Source organism: Streptomyces sp. NPDC059455, from assembly GCF_042750115.1.
GTDB lineage: Bacteria > Actinomycetota > Actinomycetes > Streptomycetales > Streptomycetaceae > Streptomyces > Streptomyces endocoffeicus.
Genome location: NZ_JBHYVB010000032.1, coordinates 45,043 through 62,829, shown reverse-complemented (window position 1 = coordinate 62,829; position 17,787 = coordinate 45,043). Strand labels below are relative to the sequence as shown.

The following is a 17,787-nucleotide window of genomic DNA, read 5'->3' as shown; positions in this document are numbered from 1 at the left end:
TCGCCGGGGCGGGGAGCGCGCCCAACCCCCGACCCACCCGGGGTCCCTGCCCCCCCCCGGGCGGGGGGCCCCCTCAAGGGCCTGCCACGCCGGGGCATATGAACTCCACCCGGACCTCGTCGGCCAGTTTCAACGCGCCCAGGAACGCGGTGTACGGCTTGATCCCCCAGGTGGACTGCGTGAAGGACGCCGAGCCGCGCAGCGTCCCGTCCGGATCGGCGCTCCCGTGCACCGTCACCGGGTGGGTCCGGCCCTTGATGGTGAGGTCACCCGTGATCTCGAAGGACTGGGGTGTTCCGGTGATGTGGGTGGAGCGGAAGGTAATCGTGGGGTGCTCCGCGGTGTGCAGCTGCCCCTTGCCCTCCAGCGTTCGCTTGATGTCGGCCCGGTCGCCGTCCGTGAGCGGCTTCAGCCCGCCGGTCCCCTCCCGGACGTCCAACGAGTCCGTCTCGATCGTCACGCTCACCGACGACCGCTCAGGGGCGCCGGCCACCACCGCCACGTCCCCGGACCATCGGGTGGCCTCGATCGTCAGATCGTGCCCCGCCCTCCGGCCGAGCCCGGTACGGCTGGTCCTGATCAGCAGCCGGGCGTCCGGCGGGCCTATCCGATACGTTCCGTCGCTCAGTGTCATAGCACTCACCTCAGTGTGCGAGAGCCGGGATGATACCGCCCGCGAGCACCGCTTCCCGCTGCCGGGGCGAGAGGCGGTGGCGGACGGTGTACTCCTCGTCCCGGGTCGCGTTGCGGACCCGGAGGATCGGGTCGCCGTCCGGGGCGAGGGCCTCGCGCAGACCGGACACATGCAGCCGGTCGTCGGGGCCGATGCGGTCATAGTCGGCGGGGTCCTCGAATTCGAGCGGCAGCACACCGAAGTTGACCAGGTTCTGCCAGTGGATGCGGGCGTAGGACTTGGCGATGACGGCTCGCAGGCCGAGGTAGCGCGGGGCGATGGCGGCGTGTTCGCGGGACGAGCCCTGGCCGTAGTTCGCACCGGCGACGATGAGATGCCCGGTGTCCTCCCGGACCGCCTCGGCGCGCCGCGGATAGTCGGGGTCCAGCCGGATGAGGGTGAATCCCGCCAGCTTGGGGATGTTGGAGCGGTAAGGCAGGGCGTCCGCCCCGGCCGGGGAGATCTCGTCGGTCGAGACGTCGTCACCGGCCTTGAGGAGTACGGGGCCGTGGATGCTGTCCGGCAGCGGATCCAGCTGCGGCAGCGCGGAGATGTTGGGGCCCCGTACCAGCTGGACGCGTGCGGCCTCGTCCGGTGGCAGCGGTGGTTCCAGCATGGCGTCGTTGTTCGACGGCGGGTCGGGTGCGTCCGGCGTCGGAGGCGCCGCCATCGAGACGCGCTCGGCCCAGTCGCGGGGATCGGCGATGGCGCCGGTCAGCGCGGAGGCCGTGGCGGTCTCCGGTGAGCACAGCCACACCGCGTCGTCCGCGGTGCCGGAGCGACCGGGGAAGTTGCGCGGGAAGGTGCGCAGGGAGTTGCTTCCCGTGGCCGGCGCCTGCCCCATGCCGATGCAGCCGAGACAGCCCGACTGGTGGATGCGGGCACCGGCGGCGATCAGGTCGAACGTGGCACCGCGGCGCGTCAGGTCCTGGAGGATCTCGCGGGATGCCGGGTTGATGTCGAAGCTCACCCCGGCCGGGACCTGGCGCCCTGCCACCATGGCGGCGGGGACGGCGAAGTCGCGGAATCCGGGGTTGGCGGAGGAGCCGATGACGGCCTGGGCGATGGGCTCCCCGGCGGCCTCCCTGACCGGCACGACGTTTCCCGGCGAGGTGGGCCGTGCGATGAGCGGCTCCAGTGACGACAGGTCGATCTCCTCGTCGAGGTCGTAGGACGCGTCCTCCTCCGCGGTGATCTCGACGAAGTCCTCGCCGCGCCGCACCCCGTCGAGGAAGCCGCGCACCGCCGCGTCCGAGGGGAACACGGTGGTGGTGGCGCCGAGTTCCGCCCCCATGTTGGCGATGACGTGGCGGTCCATCGCGGTGAGGGAGGCGAGACCGGGGCCGTGGTACTCCAGGACTCGGTGGACGCCTCCCTGCACCCCGTGACGGCGCAGCAGCTCCAGGATCACGTCTTTGGCGCTGACCCACGGGGGCAGCTCCCCGGTCAGCCGGATGCCCCAGACCTTCGGCATGGTGAGGTGGAGCGGCCGTCCGGCCATGGCCAGCGCCACTTCCAGGCCGCCGGTGCCGATCGCCAGCATGCCCAGGGAACCGGCCGCGCAGGTGTGTGAGTCCGAACCGGCCAGCGTCTTGCCGGGGGCGCCGAAGTGGTGCATATGGGTCGGGTGGGAGACGCCGTTGCCGGGTTTGGAGAACCACAGGCCGAAGCGGCGGGCGGCCGAGCGCAGGAAGAGGTGGTCCTCGGCGTTGCGCTCGTCGGCCTGGAGGATGTTGTGGTCGACGTACTGGACGCTGGCCTCGGTACGGACCCGGTCCAGGGCCAGCGCTTCCAGCTCCTGCATCACCAGCGTGCCGGTGGCATCCTGCGTCAGCGTCTGGTCCACCCGCAGCGCGATCTCCTCCCCCGGCTCCATCCGGCCGGACAACAGATGATCATCGATGAGCCGCTGGGTCACGGTGCCGTGCGCACGGGCACGGGGCAGATCCATGAGACACCGCCTTCCGGGCGGAGCGTCCGGGCCCTCCGGGCGCCCGCATCGGGTACCCGGTCCGCGTCGCGTCATCTTTTTTCCTGGCTCTTGACGAAAATCGGCGGACATCCGCATGCTGTGCTCATGCCAACCAGCTCCGAGAACAGGTCGCCCGTCCACAGACGCACATTGTTGGCCGGAGTCGCGGGTTCCCTGGGCGTGGCGGCGGGACTGCCCGCGGCCACCGCCCAGGCATCGCCCCCGGAGGCCGCCGCGCCGCGGCGCTACCCGTCGAACTGGCCCGAACCCGACCCCTACGGCCTCGCGGACACCCGTCCGGACCTGTGGCCGCGCAAGGACAACTCCTTCGTCCTCCCGCTCCAGCCGCGCCCCCGCGACCGGGAGCGCGGCCTGGTCTGGATGCGGGACACCTACGTCAACTGCTTCGTCGTGGACGGCCGTCCGGTCTACGTGGCCACGGGCACCACCCGCGTGCCCGGACTCACCACCGCCGGCCCGTGGAACGACGGCATCTTCGTGTGGGTGGCCCCGTCCCTGCGGGGCCCCTGGAAGCTGGTCGACACGACCGGTATCCGGCCCGGCGCCGAGCGGGGCAAGGTGTGGTCACCCGAGTTCGCCGGCGAGAACCGGCCCGGACGCACCGTCGTCGCCCCGTGGCAGGAGTACTGGTACGACGAGCGGTTCGGCAAGCGTGGCGAGGTCTGGGCCCCGGAGCTGCACCACTTCCGCGGCACCTGGTACATCGTCGCGTGCATGGGCGACCACTCCCGGAAGGTCGGGTCGTTCCTGCTGGTGAGCGAGGGTGGCATCGAGGGCCCGTACCGGCTCGTCGAGGGCAACCTCGACAAGCCCTTCGGTGACCCGTTCATCGGGGGGCCGGATTTCATCGAGCCCGGCGCGTACCACCACATCGACGGCAGCCTCTTCACCGAGGGCGACGACGCGTGGCTCGTGCTGCACAACAACCTCTACGCGAGGTTCCGGGACGACATGGAGGACATCGTCCCGACGAGCGGCCTCCCGGCGTTCCGGCAGCGGCCCTACTCCCCCGAGCCATATCTCGAGGGTGCGTACGTGTTCAAGTACGGGGGCGCGTACTACCTGCTCCAGGCCGCGTGGAACCGGGCGTCGGTCAATCCCGACGGCAGCACCCGCTACGCCTACGACCCGCCCGGTCCGGGCCGTGTCCAGTACCACTACGACGCCGTCATCGCCGTCTCGGACCGCTTCGAGGGGCCGTACTCCAAGCGATGGACCGCAGGTGTCGGCGCCGGCCACAACAACGTCTTCGTGGATCACGGCGGCCGCCTGTGGGCCACGTTCTTCCGCAATCCGAACTTCGGCTACTGGTCCGACCCGTCGCGCATCGCCGACGCCGCCGTGCCCGGCGTCGTACGACTGGAGTGGACCGGCCCGCAGGACCGTCGGCTGTACGTCCGGCGCCGCCAACGGTAGAGGTGCGGTCGTTCATCTGCGGCCACGTCGTGGCTGGTCGCGCCCACGCGGCGGAGCCGCACATCGGCACAGCCCCGCGCCCCTTCGGGGCCCACCTGAGCCGCACCGGACTTCAGCGAGGCCGCCCAGGCGACGAGAGCCGGGCGGTCAAGGGGTGGCGGCCGGGCCGTCGAGCTCGACGATGATCCGGATGCTGTCCGGGCGGGACCAGCTGGAGCTGCACATCACCGCACGGCCGGAGGACGCGTCCCGGCTCAGGCTCTCCACCAGCCACACCGGCCGGTTGTGCGCCGTCTCCAGCCCCTCCGCCACCCGCCGGTCCGCCAGCACACTGCACACCCGGCACCAGGAGCGCACCGGGTTCACCCCGCACATCTGCCGCAGGATGGAGTCCAGCGACTCCACGGCGTGCACGGCCGCGTCCAGCTCCGGCAGCATGTCGACCGGGATCCACTCCTGGGACCAGCCGCTCAGCAGGCCGTCGATGTACGACTGCCGGATCAGCAGGTGGACCGCGCTGCCTTCCTCGCGCTCCAGCCGCTCGGCGATGGCGCCGGTGGCCGGGACGGTGGTCACGTCACGCACCACGGTGCGCGGCACCCCGCCCGCCTCGCGGATGGTCTGGTGCATCGAGGGGACCCGGCTCTGGGAGAGCACATAGTCCAGCGGACGGTTGACGAAGGTGCCCGCGCCCCGGACCCGGCGGACCATATAGCGGCCCTCCAGCTCCTGGAGAGCGGAGCGGGCGGCCGCCCGGCTGACGCCGAAGCGGGCCGCGATCTCGTGCTCGCTGGCGACACGGACGTCAGTCGGCTGGTCCGCTATCTCGGCGGCGAGCACCTCGGCGATCTCTGTGTAGCGGCTTCGACTGGGCACCTGGTCACTCTGAACCTCGCGAGTTGTCCGGACAAGTCAGCGAAATGAATCATTCCGCTTCCAGTGGGTGAACGGTGGGAACAGTTGTCGTGTCCTCTGCCGGGCCGCCTGTGGGAGCCTCCGCCCCAGACCCCGAGCCCAGGGGCGGAGTGCCAGGTCAGGCGTACACCTTGCGCACCCAGACGGCCAGCCCCTCGATGAGCAGCACCAGCCCCAGCACCATCAGCACGATGGTGGTGACCACGGGGAACTGCAGGACCCGGGCCGCGTTCAGCAGGTCGTAGCCGATGCCACCGGCGCCGACGATGCCGAGCAGGGTCGCCGCGCGCAGATTGACGTCCAGCTGGTACAGCAGATGCCCCACCACCGCGGGCCAGGCCCGGGGCAGGACGGCCCCGAAGAACACCTGGTGCCTGCGGGCACCGGTGGCCACCAGGGCGCGGGCCGGGCCGGGGTCGGTCTCCTCCAGGGAGTCCGCCACCAGCTTGCCGAGCAGACCGATGGAGCCGACGCCGAGGGCGAGCGCGCCGGAGACCGCCCCCAGGCCGGTCACGACGACGAAGACGATCGCCAGGACCAGTTCCGGGATGGCCCGCACCAGGAGGATGACCGTGCGGAAGAACCGCGCCACCCGGGGCGACCCCACCGCGTTCCGGGCCGCGAGGGCTCCCAGCGGCAGCGCCAGGACCAGCCCGATGAGGGTGCCCGCGAGCGCGATCTGGAGGGTGACCCACAGATCGTCCAAGAGCTGGCCGCCGATCCCCCCGGTGCCCGGCGGCAGGAAGTCGCCCAGCGTCGGGAAGAGAGACTCGGCGCCACGCCGCAGGGTGTCCCAGGACAGACCGGAGCGCACGGCCGAGGCCACGACCAGGGCGACGGTGAGCACCAGCCAGGTGGTCCGGCGGATCCGCCGGGCGCTCCAGCGCGGCAGGCTGCGGCGGCGTACCGGCGTGGCACCGTCGGCCGGGGGCGCGGCGGTACCCACGGCGGCGGTGCCCACGGCGGCGTTGGTGTCGCCCGGCCGGTCGTCGCGGCGCGCGCCCCGGAGCGCCGGCCACGAACGGCGGGGCCGCCGTGGAGCGGTGACGTCCTGGAGCAGGGTGCGCCGGATGGCGCCGGAGATCGACTCGGCGACGAAGCAGAGCAGCAGCAGGACCAGGGCGATCGCCATCGCCCGCTGGTAGTCGAGGGTGGTGATCGCCGTGGACAGCGCGTACCCCAGGCCGTTGACGCCGACGAAGCCGAGCACGGCCGAGGCGCGCAGGTTGATGTCGAGGCGGTGCAGCGCGGTGGCCACCAGGGACGGCAGCGCCTGCGGCAGCACCGCGGCGGTGATCTGCTGCGGCCGCCCGGCGCCGGTCGCGCGCAGCGCGGTGCGCGGGCCCTCGTCGGTCTGCTCGACGGCGTCGGCGTACAGCTTGCCCACCATGCCGACGGAGTGGACACCGAGCGCGACCACACCCGTCATCCCGCCCAGCCCGAAGACACGGAAGGCGGCGATGGCGAAGACCACCTCGGGGACCGCGCGGCAGAGCACGATCACCCCGCGGGAGGCGGCCCGAGCGGCGGTCCCCGGCGTGGTGTTACGGGCCGCCAGCAGGGCCAGCGGCACGCTGAGCACCACCGAGAGCACGGTGGCGGAGACCACGATGGCCAGGGTCTGCCAGATCAGCGAGAGCAGTTCACCGATCGGCGGGAAGTCCAGCGGGAGTGCCCGCGAGAGGAAGGCCACCGCGTTGTCGCCGCTGTCCAGGAGCGTGGCGATGTTGAGCCGGAGCGCGATGAACGCCCAGACGCCACCGCCCACGCACAGCAGCAGTGCCATGGCCGCGCTGAGCCCGGCCGCGGTGGGCCGGGCCAGGGTCCGCCGGTGCGGACGCGCCGCGCCGGGACCCGGGCCGGGACCGCTGGGGGGCGCGGCCGGGGGATGCTGTTCGACTACCGACACTCAGTCCCCCTTCGCGAGCGCGGGGACGGGAACGGACGCGGAGACGGGTTGGCGGGCGGCGGTCGGGCCCGCCGCGACGGCCGCGGCCATGCCCTCGGCGCTCTCGGCGGCCACCTCCTCGTACAGCCGCATCACCGTCGCGCGGTCGATGCCCTCGGTGGCGACGTCCATCACCACCCGGCCCGACCGCAGGCCGACGATCCGGTGCGCCCAGGACAGGGCCAGATCGACCTGGTGCAGACTGCACAGCACGGTCAGCTCCCGCTCCTGGGCCACACGCGCCAGCAGCCGCATGACCTGGGCCGAGGACTCGGGGTCGAGGGAGGCCACCGGCTCGTCGGCCAGCAGCAGGCCGGGTTCCTGCATCAGGGCGCGGGCCACCGCGACGCGCTGTTGCTGGCCGCCGGACAGGGTGTCCGCCCGCTGGAAGGCGTGCGCGGCCAGGCCCACCTGCTCCAGCCCGTCCAGTGCGCGTTCCCGCACCGCCCGCGGATAGCTGAGCAGCCCCAGCCGGGGCCCGCGCAGCGACCCGAGGGCGCCGGTGCACACGTTCTCCAGGACGCTGAGCCGGCCGACCAGATGGAACTGCTGGAAGACGAAGCCGATCCGGCGGCGCAGCGCGCGCAGCTCGGACCGGTCGGCCCGGGCCAGCGCGGTGCCGAGGACCGTGCCGTCGCCGGAGGTCGGCGGCTGGAGCCCGTCGAGCAGGGAGAGCAGCGTCGACTTGCCGGAGCCGGACAGCCCCAGCAGGGCCACGACCTCGCCGGGCCGCACCTCGAACGACACCTCGTCCAGGGCGAGCAGGGAGTCGGCGCCGCTGCCGAACCGCTTCGTCAGCCCGTCCAGCCGGATCACCGGCTCCCCGGCGGGGACCGGGGAGCCGGTGGCGGTGGCGCTGACGGCGGTCGGGGCCGTCACGAGCCGCCCTTGCACTGCGCGTCCTTGGTGGCGTCGCAGACGGCGCGGACGCTGTCGTAGTCGGAGTCCTTCACCGCGACGAAGCCCCAGTTGTCGTCGATCTTGCAGCCGTCGCCGGAGCAGTAGCCCTTGGACTCCATGTAGTCGGCGTTGGCCTTGGTCTCGAACGCGTCGACGATCTTCTTCTGCAGGCTCGCGGTGAGGTCGGTGGAGACCGCGGCGGGCGAGCCGGGGATCTCGGTGGACTTCCAGACGGTCTTCAACTGGCCCTTCTTGAGCTTGCCCTGCTTGATCAGGTCGCTGTCCACCATGGTGTCGAAGGCGAAGCCCGCGTCGCAGTCACCGGAGGCGACCGACAGCGCCGAGGCGTCGTGGCCACCCGCCATGACCTTGGTGTAGTCGCCGGGCTTCACGCCCGCCCTCAGCAGACCGGACTGCGGGTAGAGATAGCCGGACGTCGAGGTCGGGTCCACGAAGCACACCTTGTGGCCCTTGAAGTCGGCGAGGCTCTTGATGTCCTTGTTGCTGCCGCGGGTGATGCCGTACGACTGGTAGCCCGGCGTCTCGCCCTTGGCGGCGACCAGCGCACCGGCCAGCTTCACCCCCACTCCGCTGTCCTTGGCCACGACGTAGGAGAGCGGACCGTACAGCGCGACATCCGCCTTGTGCGCCCGCTGCGCCTCGATGACGGCGGCGTAGCTGGTCGCCTTCTGCATCTGGACCTTCTTGCCCGTCTCGGCCTTCAGCAGCTTGACGATCGGGGCGTACTGCTGGGCGAGCGAGGTGGAGTTCTCCGACGGGATCGCCGCGACCACCAGGGTGTCGGGGTCCCGTCCCTCCGAGGTGGAGCCGTTGTCGGAGGCGCTGGCACCGCAGGCCGTGAGCACGAGCGGCAGCAGCGCGGCAGCGAGGGGGATGCGGAGGTGGCGAGGCATGCGTCGTCCTTCGAGCGGTGGGGCGATCGGGCCTCTCGGGGAGTGAGGGCACCGGGGATGACGCCCACCCTGCGGAGAACAGGTGTGCACACCCCGCGCCGTCGGTTACGGCTGTCTGATCGTGGGGGGAGCAACGGGGGGGTTGCCCGGCAAACCCGGGGGGGGCCCGCCGCGCCCCCCCACGCCTGGGGGGGGCCGGGGTGTGGGGGCCCGGCCCTGGCGTCCGGCGTCCGTGTGCTCGACTTCGGTGTGCTCGACTTCGGTGTGCTCGTCAGCGCCCGTCGGCGTTGTTCGTCTCGGTGGCACCGGTGGCGTCGTTCGTGTCGTCCTCGCCCTCCTCCAGCAGACCCGCCGCCGCGCCCACGACGTGCGGATCGGCGGTGCCGACGACTTCCTCGTCCTTGTCGGAGTAGTCGAAACGGGCGAGCACACTGCGCATGGCCTCCACGCGCGCCCGTTTCTTGTCGTTGCTCTTGACCACCGTCCAGGGCGCGTACTCGGTGTCCGTCTCACGGAACATGGCGACCTTCGCGGCGGTGTAGTCGTCCCAGCGGGCCAGCGAGGCGACGTCCATCGGGCTGAGCTTCCACTGCCGTACGGGGTCCACCTGGCGGATCGTGAAGCGGGTGCGCTGCTCGCTCTGGGACACCGAGAACCAGAACTTCACCAGGTCCACGCCGTCGTCCACGAGCATCCGCTCGAAGAGCGGCGCCTGGCGCATGAAGCGCCGGTACTCGTCCTTGGAGCAGAAGCCCATGACCCGCTCGACACCGGCCCGGTTGTACCAGGACCGGTCGAAGAGCACGATCTCCCCCGCGGTCGGCAGATGCTCCACGTACCGCTGGAAGTACCACTGACCACGTTCGCGCTCGGTCGGCTTCTCCAGCGCCACGACCCGGGCGCCACGCGGATTGAGGTGCTCGGTGAAGCGCTTGATGGTGCCGCCCTTGCCGGCCGCGTCCCGACCCTCGAAGACGATGACGAGCCGGCGTCCGGTCTCCTTGATCCAGCTCTGCAGCTTCAGCAGCTCTATCTGCTGGAGCCGCTTGTGCCACTCGTACTCCTTGCGCTCCATGCGGTGCGCGTAGGGATAGTTCTCCCGCCAGGTGTCGACCGGGCTGCCGTCCGGCCGGATGAGCACGGGGTCGTCGTGGTCGCTGTAGTCGACCGTCAGGTCGGCCAGCTCGGACAGCAAGGGCGGCGTTGTCATCCAGTCCTTCCTTTCCGTTCTCAGTGGAACTGCGGCACGATCAGGTAGATCCCGTAGGCCACCACCGCCGCGCACGCCACGAAGCACAGTCCGGCCTGGGTGAGGCCCAGGGTCGAGCCGGTGCCGTTCTCTCCTCACGGGCCGCCTCCACGCGGGCGACGCCCAGGACGCCGAGGGCGAAGACGGTGACAGCGGCAATGGTGACGCCGATGCTCACCGCGGTGACCTGGCCGAGTGCGGTCCAGTCGAGATGCATCGTTTTAACTCTCCGGAAATCGAGGACTTATGCGGCCGTGCCGACCTTGGCCGGCGGCTCGTTGCGGATGGTGACCTCGTGGGCGTCGTTGACGTTCTTCGCGTCCACGGGGTTACGGCGGGCGAGGAGCACGATGCCCCCGGCGAGGGCCGCGCCGATCAGCGCGACGACCACCGCGCCGATGTTTCCGCCGTTCGTGACCACGCTCGCGGAGACGCCGCCGACCAGCGCGGCGGCGGGCAGGGTGACCATCCAGGCGATCACCATCCGGCCCGCGACGCCCCAGCGCACCTCCGCCAGCCGCCGGCCGAGACCCGCGCCGAGGATGCTACCGGAGGCCACCTGGGTGGTGGACAGGGCGAAGCCGAGGTGGGCGGAGGTGAGGATGACGGTCGTGGAGGCCGTCTCGGCGGCGAAGCCCTGCGGGGACTGGATCTCGGTCAGGCCCTTGCCCATGGTGCGGATGATCCGCCAGCCGCCCAGGTAGGTGCCGAGGCCGATGGCGAGACCCGCGGAGGCGATCACCCACAGCGGCGGACCGGCGTCGTGGCCGAGGGCACCCGTCGAGATCAGGGTCAGCGTGATGACGCCCATGGTCTTCTGCGCGTCGTTGGTGCCGTGGGCGAGGGAGACGAGCGAGGCCGAGGCGATCTGACCGGCCCGGAACCCCTTGGTCACGGACTTCTTGCGGGCGCGGTCGGTGAGCCGGTACGCGAGGTAGGTGGCCAGCAACGCGGCGACACCGGCCACGACCGGCGAGGCCACCGCCGGTATCAGCACCTTCTCGACAACCTTGTCAAAGTGCACGCCATGAGAACCCGCACCGACCCACACGGCCCCGATCAGCCCGCCGAACAGGGCGTGCGACGAGCTCGACGGCAGCCCGACCAGCCAGGTCAGCAGATTCCAGAGGATCGCCCCGACCAGCCCCGCGAAGATCATGCCTGGGGTGACCAGGGTGTCGTCGACGATGCCACCGGAGATGGTCTTCGCGACCTCGGTGGACAGGAAGGCACCGACGATATTCAGGATCCCGCTCACCAGAACCGCGGTTCTGGGGTTGAGCGCGCCGGTGGCGATGGAGGTGGCCATCGCGTTGGCCGTGTCATGGAATCCGTTGGTGAAGTCGAAGGCGAGCGCCGTGACGATGACGACCGCCACCAAGAAGGTGATGTGGTCCATTCCTGTATGCAAACAAGCTCAGGCCAATGCCCGGCGAACTCGAGGCAAAGGCAGTACAAGGACGACGCGGGCAGGTCGTGGGAATCGTTGTCAGCGCGGCATGACCCTGGTGGATCACCTACTTCACCCGATCGGGCCCCGCCGCGCGGCCGCGCGCCGCGGGTCCGGCGAACGTTGAGGAGCCACAACCCTCAAGGGAAACGAGGACACCATGGCGGCGTCTCCGGCTCTCGGCTCCGGACGCGGACGGCTCCGGACACGCGGACGGCTCCGGACACGTGTCGCGGCGGCCGGGTGCGCGATGGCGGTGTGCGCGGCCGTGGCGGCCCCGGCCGCCGCGGAGGACGACAACGCCCCTGGTAAACCCACGGTGGTCCTGATCCACGGCGCGTTCGCGGACGGCTCCAGCTGGAACGGTGTCATCGAACGGCTGGAGCGCCGCGGCTACCCCGTCATCGCCCCCGCCAACCCGCTGCGCGGCCTCACCACCGACTCCGCCTACATCGCCTCCGTCCTGGACAGCGTCAAGGGCCCGATCGTGCTGGTGGGCCACTCCTACGGCGGCGCGGTCATCAGCGTCGCCGCGGCGGGGAACTCCCGGGTGAAGTCGCTGGTGTACGTGTCCGCCCAGGCGCTCGACAAGGGGGAGAGCGGGCAGTCGCTGGCCGCCCGGTACCCCAGCGAACTCGCCACCGCCATCAAGGCGGTCCCGTACCGGGCCGGTGGCGGGGTGCGGGGCACGGATCTGTACCTCAAGCGGGACAAGCTCCACCGGGTCTTCGCCGCCGATCTGCCGGCCAGTACGGCGAGGCTGCTGGCGGCGACCCAACGGCCCGCCGCAACGGCCGCGTTCTCGGAGAAGGCCAAAGTGGCGGCGTGGCGGCAGATCCCGTCCTGGTTCCTCGTCGCCCGGCAGGACAAGACCATCAACCCCCGGCAGGAGCGCTTCGAGGCCAAGCGCGCCCACTCGCACACCGTGGAGATCAACTCCTCCCACGTGGCCATGATCGCCCACCCCCAGGCGGTCACCGACCTCATCATCAAGGCCGCCACGGCCACCGGTTCGGCCCGGCCGTCGCCCGCGGCCAACCCCTCCGACTCCCGCGCCCGGGGGGAGTCCCGGCCCGCCGACACGGCCGCCGCTTGGGTGACCGCGGGCGCGGCGGCGCTGCTTCTGGGCGGTGGCGCACTCCTCGTCGGCCGCCGCCGACGCCGGCGCCCGCGCTGACCGGCCGCCGATGACCGCTGACGGCTACCGGCACAGCCCCCTACAGCCATCCGCGCTCGCGGGCGATCCGCGCCGCCATGTGGCGGTTCTCCGCGCCGAGTTTGGCCGCGGCGGCGGACAGGTAGTTGCGCACCGTCCCGGGCGACAGCGCGGCGCGGGACGCGATTTCCGCCACCGGTGCCCCGTCCGCGGCCAGGGAGAGCATTTCCGCCTCGCGGGGAGTGAGGGGCGACTCGCCCGCGGCGATCGCGTCCGCCGCCAGTTCGTGATCCACGTAGCGGCCGTCCGTATGCACCGTACGGATGATCTCGGCCAGGCGCCGCGCGGACACCGTCTTCGGCACGAAGCCACGCACACCCGCCGCCAGCGCCTGTTTCAACGCCCCGGCCCCGGCATGGCTGGTGACGATCATCGAGGCGCACTCCGGTACCTCGTCGCGCAGCCGCGCCGCCACCGACACCCCGTCACGTCCGGGCATCCGCATGTCCAGGACGGCCACGTCGGGGCGGTGTGCCCTGGCCATGGCCAGCGCCTCGTCGCCCGTTCCGGCCTCCGCCACCACGATGATGTCGTCCTCCAGCGCGAGGAGGGAGGCGAGCGCGCCCCGGATGAGGTGTTCGTCGTCCGCCAGCAGAACCCTGATCATTCGCCCGCTTCCCACGGAATCCTCGCGGTCAGGCGGAAGGTCCCGTCCGGGTGCCGTTCGGTGGCCAGGGTGCCGTCCACCTCGGCCAGGCGCTCGCGCAGCCCCGGCAGGCCGCTGCCGGTGCCCGGTCGGGGGTCCGTGTCCGCCCCGTCGTTCTCCATCAGCAGTGCCACCGAGCCCGCGACCGTGGCACGCACGGACACCTCGCAGCGGGACGCGCCCTGCGCGTGGCGGAGCACGTTCGTCGTTCCCTCGCGGACCACCCAGCCGAGCGCCGTCTGCGTCTGCGCGGGCAGCCGCGCCGCCGGTCCGTTCTCGATCCGGCAGTCGATCCCGGCCGCTTCGAGCACGGACCGGGCCCCGGCCAGTTCGGCGTGCAGATCGGCGGTGCGGTAGCCGCGTACCACCGCGCGGATCTCCCGCTGTGACTCCTGCGCGATCCGCTGCACCTCCTCCATCTGAGCCACCGCCTCCTCCCGGCCCCGCCGGGCCAGTTCCACCGCGAGCTCGCTCTTCAGCGCCACCACCGCGAGGTTACGGCCCAGCACATCGTGCAGATCGCGGCCGAAGCGAAGCCGCTCCTCCGCCACGGCGAGGCGGGCCTGCGTCGCCCGCGCCCTGGCCAGCTCCTCGATCAGCCGCACGCTCCACCCGGAGACCCGTATCGCCATGGCCATGAACGGAACCATCAGCAAGCTGGCGCCGATCGCGAGGGCCAGCGGCTCGCCCGACAGCCCGCTGGCCGCCGCCGCGCCGAGCGCCACCACCGGCACCGCCGCGACCAGCGCCGCCCCGGCGCGGCGCGGCAGCGCCAGCATCGGCGGGCCGGCGTAGTACATCAGCAGCCAGACCAGATACGCCGCCAGGCTCCCTTCGTGGATGCGTCCGGCGGCCAGCAACGCACACCCCAGGGCGGCCATGGCCACGGTGACGGCGGCGTACAGCGCGACCAAGCCAGACCGGGCGCGGTCCGGCGCCGAGGTAATGGAGCAGGGCGGCGCGGGAGAGCAGCCCCTGGACGGCGACGTGCACCGTGCCCACCGCCGCCACCAGGGTCAGCCCGAGCGTGCCGGCCTCCGACGTGGCGATCCAGAACACCCACAGCGCCGCCTCGGTGACGGCGAGGAAGGCGACGGTGGCGAGAGTGTAACGGCGGTAGCGCTCGGGCCCGTCCGGGCCCCAAACCGCTCCACCCAGTGATCCACGCGCATACTCATCGTCCCGCTCATGCTCCTCATCCCATCACCTCGGGCTCCGCCGTCCTCAACCCCGCGGTCCCCAGCGGAACCACCGACGCACACCGAGCACTGCCAGGCCCGTCCAGGCCAGCGCGAGGAGCGCCGCCCGAAGCTGGTCCACACCGTCCAGGTCGCCCGTCCAGCCGCCCCTCAGCAGGTCCATCACCGGCGAGAACGGCAGCCAGGCGGCGATGTCGGCCATCGTGTCCGGCATCACCTCACGCGGCGCGTAGACCCCGGAGACGGCCATGGTCACCAGCAGGAAGGGCAGGAACGTCAGCTGTGCGCTCTCCGCGGTCCGGGTGAACGCGGCCGTCAGCGCTCCCGAGGCCACCAGCATGGCCACGCCGATGAGCAGGCCGAACACCACCAGATGCGGGGCGGCCGGCGCGTCCGCGTCCAGGAACACGGTCATCCCGACCGCCAGCAGCACGGACTGCACGACCGCCAGCAGGAACGCCGGGAGGGCGTTGCCGACGAGGATCTCCCAGTCGCGCACCTCGCCGGTGCGCAGCCGCTTCAGCACGAGGGTCTCGCGGCGCAGCACATACACGCCGACCAGGTTCGTGTAGACGGAGAAGAACATCGCCATCGCCAGCGCGGCGGGCAGCATGACGGTGGCCACCGACAGGCCGGTGCCGCCCAGGTCCAGCTGCTTGACCACACCGCGCATCGCGAAGGCCATGATGCTCGGCAGGATCACCGCGCTGACCAGGGACGCCTTGCTGCGCACCAGCAGCGTCAGCTCGGCGCGGCCGAGGGCGGCCAGGCGGTCCATGGCGGTGACCCGGGTGGGCGTGGCCACGTGTGCGCGTCCCGTACGGGCTGCTGACGTCGTCATCGTGCCCCCTCGCTCTCCAGGCCCTTCGCGATCTCCATGAACGCCTCCTCCAGCGTGGCCGACCGGGCGTCGAACCCGCGCAGCGCCACGTCCTTGTCCCGGGCCCACAGCAGCAGCGCGGTCGCCGTGCGCTGGAGATCGGCGGTCTCCAGCCGGACCGTCCGCCCGGTGTTCTCCTGCCTGGTCACCCCCAGCGGTGCCAGCGGCGGCAGATCGCCGAGGAAGTAGTCCAGGGGCAGCTCGAAGCTCATCCGCGAGGGCCGCTCGGCGACCACGTCGGCGACCCGGCCCGAGGTGGCGATCCGCCCGGCGTGCATGATCGCCAGCCGGTCGGCCAGCTGCTCCGCCTCCTCCAGGTAGTGGGTGGTGAGCAGCACGGTCGTGCCCTGCTCCTTGAGCTCGCGGATCAGCTCCCAGGTCTCGTGGCGGGACTGCGCGTCCAGGCCGGTCGTCGGCTCGTCCAGGAACAGCACCTCCGGCCGCCCCAGCAGGGCCAGGGCGAGATCGAGGCGGCGGCGCTCGCCACCGGAGAGCTGCTTGACCCGCACCGCCCGCCGCTGGGTCAGCCGGGTCAGCTCCAGGGCCTCGGCCACGGGGCGGGCGCCGCTGGTGCACCCCGCCCACATGCGCGCGGTCTCGGTGACCGTGAGCTCGGTCGGGAAGCCGCCCTCCTGGAGCATCACCCCGATCCGGGGGCGGACGGCGGCGCGGTCGCGGTACGGGTCGCTGCCCAGCACCCGAACCGTCCCGGAGGTGGGGGTGGCCTGCCCCTCCAGGACCTCGAGGGTGGAGGTCTTACCGGCCCCGTTGGTCCCCAGGAGCGCGAAGAGCTCACCACGGGCGACCGTGAGATCGACGCCGCGCACGGCCTCGAACCCCTTGTAGTGCCGCCGCAAGTCGGCGGTTTCGATGACGGTGTCCATGTCTTCCAGGTTTCCGGCACGGCGGGGCCGGGAGGAGTGCGGTGTGTCATGAGTCCGCATGACAGATGTCATGCGGACTCATGAGATGGCGTCAGGCGGTACTCATGGCATGGCGTCAGACGGACTCATGGCATGGCGTCAGAGGCCGCGGACGGCGTCGGTGAGCGACTGGTCGAGGATGGCGACACCGCGGGCGATCTCGTCGTCGCTCGCGGTCAGCGGGGGCGCGATCCGGAAGGTGCCGCCCATGCCGGGCAATTGGACGATGTTCATGTGCAGCCCGAGCTCGAAGCAGCGCCGGGTGACGGCCGCGCCGAGCCGGTCGGCGCCACCGGCACCCAGCACCTGGTCACCGACCAGCTCCATGCCCAGCAGCAGCCCGCGGCCGCGGACGTCTCCGACGACGTCATGGCGGGTGGCGAGCTCATCGAGCTGACCGCGCAGTGCCGTGCCGAGTTCGCGCGCACGCTTGTCGAGGTGGTCACGGACCAGCACGTCGAGGACGGTGTTGCCGACGGCCGCCGGCAGCGGGTCGCTGGCATGGGTGGTGAAGAACAGGAACCCCCGGTCGTACGCCTGCTGCTCGATCTCCGGGCTGGTCAGCACGGCGGCCAGCGGCAGCCCGGCGCCGAGCGTCTTGGACAGCGTGAGGATGTCCGGGACGACGCCGTCATGCTCGAAGGCGTACCAGTCGCCGGTGCGGCACAGCCCGGTCTGCGCCTCGTCGAGGATCAGCAGCATGTCCCGCTCCCGGCACTTCTGGGCCAGGGCGGCGAGATAGCCCGGCGGGAGTTCGATGACGCCGCCGGAGCTGAGGATCGGCTCGACCAGGCAGGCGGCGAGACTGCCGACCGACTGGGCGTCGATGAGGTCGAAGCCCAGGTCGAGCTGGCGGCGCCAGTCGAGCCCGCCCTCGGCGTCGACGATGTCGGGGTGGAAGCGGTCCGGTACCGGAAGCGCGAAGTTGCCCGGTGCGGCGGGTCCGTAGCCCTTGCGCCCGGCGCTGTAGGTGGCGTTCGCGGCGGCCTGGGTCATGCCGTGCCAGGACCGGGCGAACGAGACGATCTCATGGCGGCCGGTGACGAGTTTCGCCATCCGCACCGCGGCCTCGTTCGCCTCCGCCCCGGTCGTCAGCAGCAACGCCTTCTCGAGGGGGTCGGGCAGGGTCTCGGCGAGCCGCCGGGTGAGGTCGATGACCGGGCGGCTGAGCATGCCGCTGTGCAGATGATCGAGGTGGGCGACCTGCTCGCGCACCGTGGCGACGATCTCCGGATGGGAGTGGCCGAGGATCGCACTCATCTGGCCGGAGGTGAAGTCGAGCAGCTCGCGGCCGCTCTCGGTGAACACCGAGGTGCCCGCGGCGCGGGCGATGACCTCGGGGGTGAACGCGGCTCGGCCGGAATAGCGGATGAGGTGGCGCTCCACGGCGCCACCGGCTGTCTCGGGATCCATACGAACGACGTTAGGGATGCGCCACTGCGCGTGTCCATCGCACAGATCCGAC

General features: G+C 71.7%; 15 protein-coding genes and 1 pseudogene. 2 read left to right on the top strand and 14 right to left on the bottom strand.

Annotation, left to right across the window (positions count from 1 at the left end; all coding sequences use genetic code 11):
* Window positions 1–73 precede the first annotated feature (73 nt).
* Together ACFXB5_RS14380 and ACFXB5_RS14375 are read right to left on the bottom strand one after the other, a co-directional pair.
* Complete coding sequence (locus ACFXB5_RS14380) at window positions 74–634, bottom strand: YceI family protein (RefSeq protein WP_385206900.1); 561 nt, start codon at window positions 632–634, stop codon at window positions 74–76.
* A gap of 10 nt (window positions 635–644) precedes the next feature.
* On the bottom strand, window positions 645–2,624 hold the full coding sequence (locus tag ACFXB5_RS14375; RefSeq protein WP_385206897.1) for an aconitate hydratase: 1,980 nt from the start codon (window positions 2,622–2,624) through the stop codon (window positions 645–647).
* Between the two features lie 126 nt (window positions 2,625–2,750).
* Between ACFXB5_RS14375 and ACFXB5_RS14370 the strand changes: the two genes are divergently transcribed.
* Window positions 2,751–4,082: a family 43 glycosylhydrolase gene (locus tag ACFXB5_RS14370; RefSeq protein WP_385206894.1), complete on the top strand. Its 1,332-nt coding sequence runs from the start codon at window positions 2,751–2,753 to the stop codon at window positions 4,080–4,082.
* A gap of 147 nt (window positions 4,083–4,229) precedes the next feature.
* On the opposite strand, the gene ACFXB5_RS14365 is transcribed toward ACFXB5_RS14370, so the two are convergent.
* The 7 genes and pseudogenes from ACFXB5_RS14365 to ACFXB5_RS14335 form a co-directional block, all read right to left on the bottom strand.
* The gene (locus ACFXB5_RS14365) at window positions 4,230–4,958 is read right to left on the bottom strand and encodes a GntR family transcriptional regulator (RefSeq protein WP_385206891.1); all 729 of its coding nucleotides are present in this window, start codon (window positions 4,956–4,958) and stop codon (window positions 4,230–4,232) included.
* Window positions 4,959–5,115: 157 nt separating this feature from the next.
* A complete protein-coding gene (gene phnE / locus ACFXB5_RS14360) occupies window positions 5,116–6,906 on the bottom strand; it encodes a phosphonate ABC transporter, permease protein PhnE (protein WP_385206888.1) in 1,791 nt (596 codons plus the stop codon).
* Window positions 6,907–7,824 carry a phosphonate ABC transporter ATP-binding protein gene (phnC, locus tag ACFXB5_RS14355; RefSeq protein ID WP_385206886.1) on the bottom strand — a complete coding sequence of 306 codons (918 nt, stop codon included), beginning with the start codon at window positions 7,822–7,824 and terminating at the stop codon, window positions 6,907–6,909.
* Entirely contained in the window at window positions 7,821–8,759 is a 939-nt protein-coding gene (locus tag ACFXB5_RS14350) for a phosphate/phosphite/phosphonate ABC transporter substrate-binding protein (RefSeq protein ID WP_385206883.1), read from the bottom strand. The genes phnC and ACFXB5_RS14350 overlap by 4 nt, the downstream gene beginning before the upstream one ends.
* A 271-nt stretch (window positions 8,760–9,030) precedes the next feature.
* Complete coding sequence (ppk2, locus tag ACFXB5_RS14345; RefSeq protein WP_385206880.1) at window positions 9,031–9,969, bottom strand: polyphosphate kinase 2; 939 nt, start codon at window positions 9,967–9,969, stop codon at window positions 9,031–9,033.
* 20 nt (window positions 9,970–9,989) lie between these two features.
* A pseudogene (locus ACFXB5_RS14340) lies at window positions 9,990–10,225 on the bottom strand (hypothetical protein).
* A 27-nt stretch (window positions 10,226–10,252) separates the two neighbouring features.
* Window positions 10,253–11,407, bottom strand: coding sequence for an anion permease (locus tag ACFXB5_RS14335; RefSeq protein ID WP_385206877.1), 1,155 nt, complete (start codon window positions 11,405–11,407; stop codon window positions 10,253–10,255).
* Window positions 11,408–11,618: 211 nt separating this feature from the next.
* Here ACFXB5_RS14335 and ACFXB5_RS14330 point away from each other — a divergent pair, with 211 nt between their 5' ends.
* Window positions 11,619–12,635 carry an alpha/beta fold hydrolase gene (locus tag ACFXB5_RS14330; protein WP_385206874.1) on the top strand — a complete coding sequence of 339 codons (1,017 nt, stop codon included), beginning with the start codon at window positions 11,619–11,621 and terminating at the stop codon, window positions 12,633–12,635.
* Window positions 12,636–12,675: 40 nt separating this feature from the next.
* Here ACFXB5_RS14330 and ACFXB5_RS14325 read toward each other — a convergent pair whose 3' ends face one another.
* From ACFXB5_RS14325 to ACFXB5_RS14305, 5 genes are all read right to left on the bottom strand, one after another.
* Complete coding sequence (locus ACFXB5_RS14325) at window positions 12,676–13,281, bottom strand: DNA-binding response regulator (RefSeq protein ID WP_385206871.1); 606 nt, start codon at window positions 13,279–13,281, stop codon at window positions 12,676–12,678.
* Window positions 13,278–14,234 (bottom strand): sensor histidine kinase, encoded by a 957-nt coding sequence (locus ACFXB5_RS14320; RefSeq protein ID WP_385206868.1) that lies wholly within the window; start codon window positions 14,232–14,234, stop codon window positions 13,278–13,280. Before ACFXB5_RS14320 ends, ACFXB5_RS14325 begins: the two co-directional genes overlap by 4 nt.
* Before the next feature lie 310 nt (window positions 14,235–14,544).
* Window positions 14,545–15,360 carry an ABC transporter permease gene (locus ACFXB5_RS14315; protein WP_385206865.1) on the bottom strand — a complete coding sequence of 272 codons (816 nt, stop codon included), beginning with the start codon at window positions 15,358–15,360 and terminating at the stop codon, window positions 14,545–14,547.
* The gene (locus ACFXB5_RS14310; protein ID WP_385206939.1) at window positions 15,357–16,283 is read right to left on the bottom strand and encodes an ABC transporter ATP-binding protein; all 927 of its coding nucleotides are present in this window, start codon (window positions 16,281–16,283) and stop codon (window positions 15,357–15,359) included. The genes ACFXB5_RS14315 and ACFXB5_RS14310 overlap by 4 nt, the downstream gene beginning before the upstream one ends.
* A gap of 138 nt (window positions 16,284–16,421) precedes the next feature.
* Window positions 16,422–17,735 (bottom strand): aspartate aminotransferase family protein, encoded by a 1,314-nt coding sequence (locus ACFXB5_RS14305; RefSeq protein WP_385206862.1) that lies wholly within the window; start codon window positions 17,733–17,735, stop codon window positions 16,422–16,424.
* Between the last annotated feature and the right edge of the window lie 52 nt (window positions 17,736–17,787).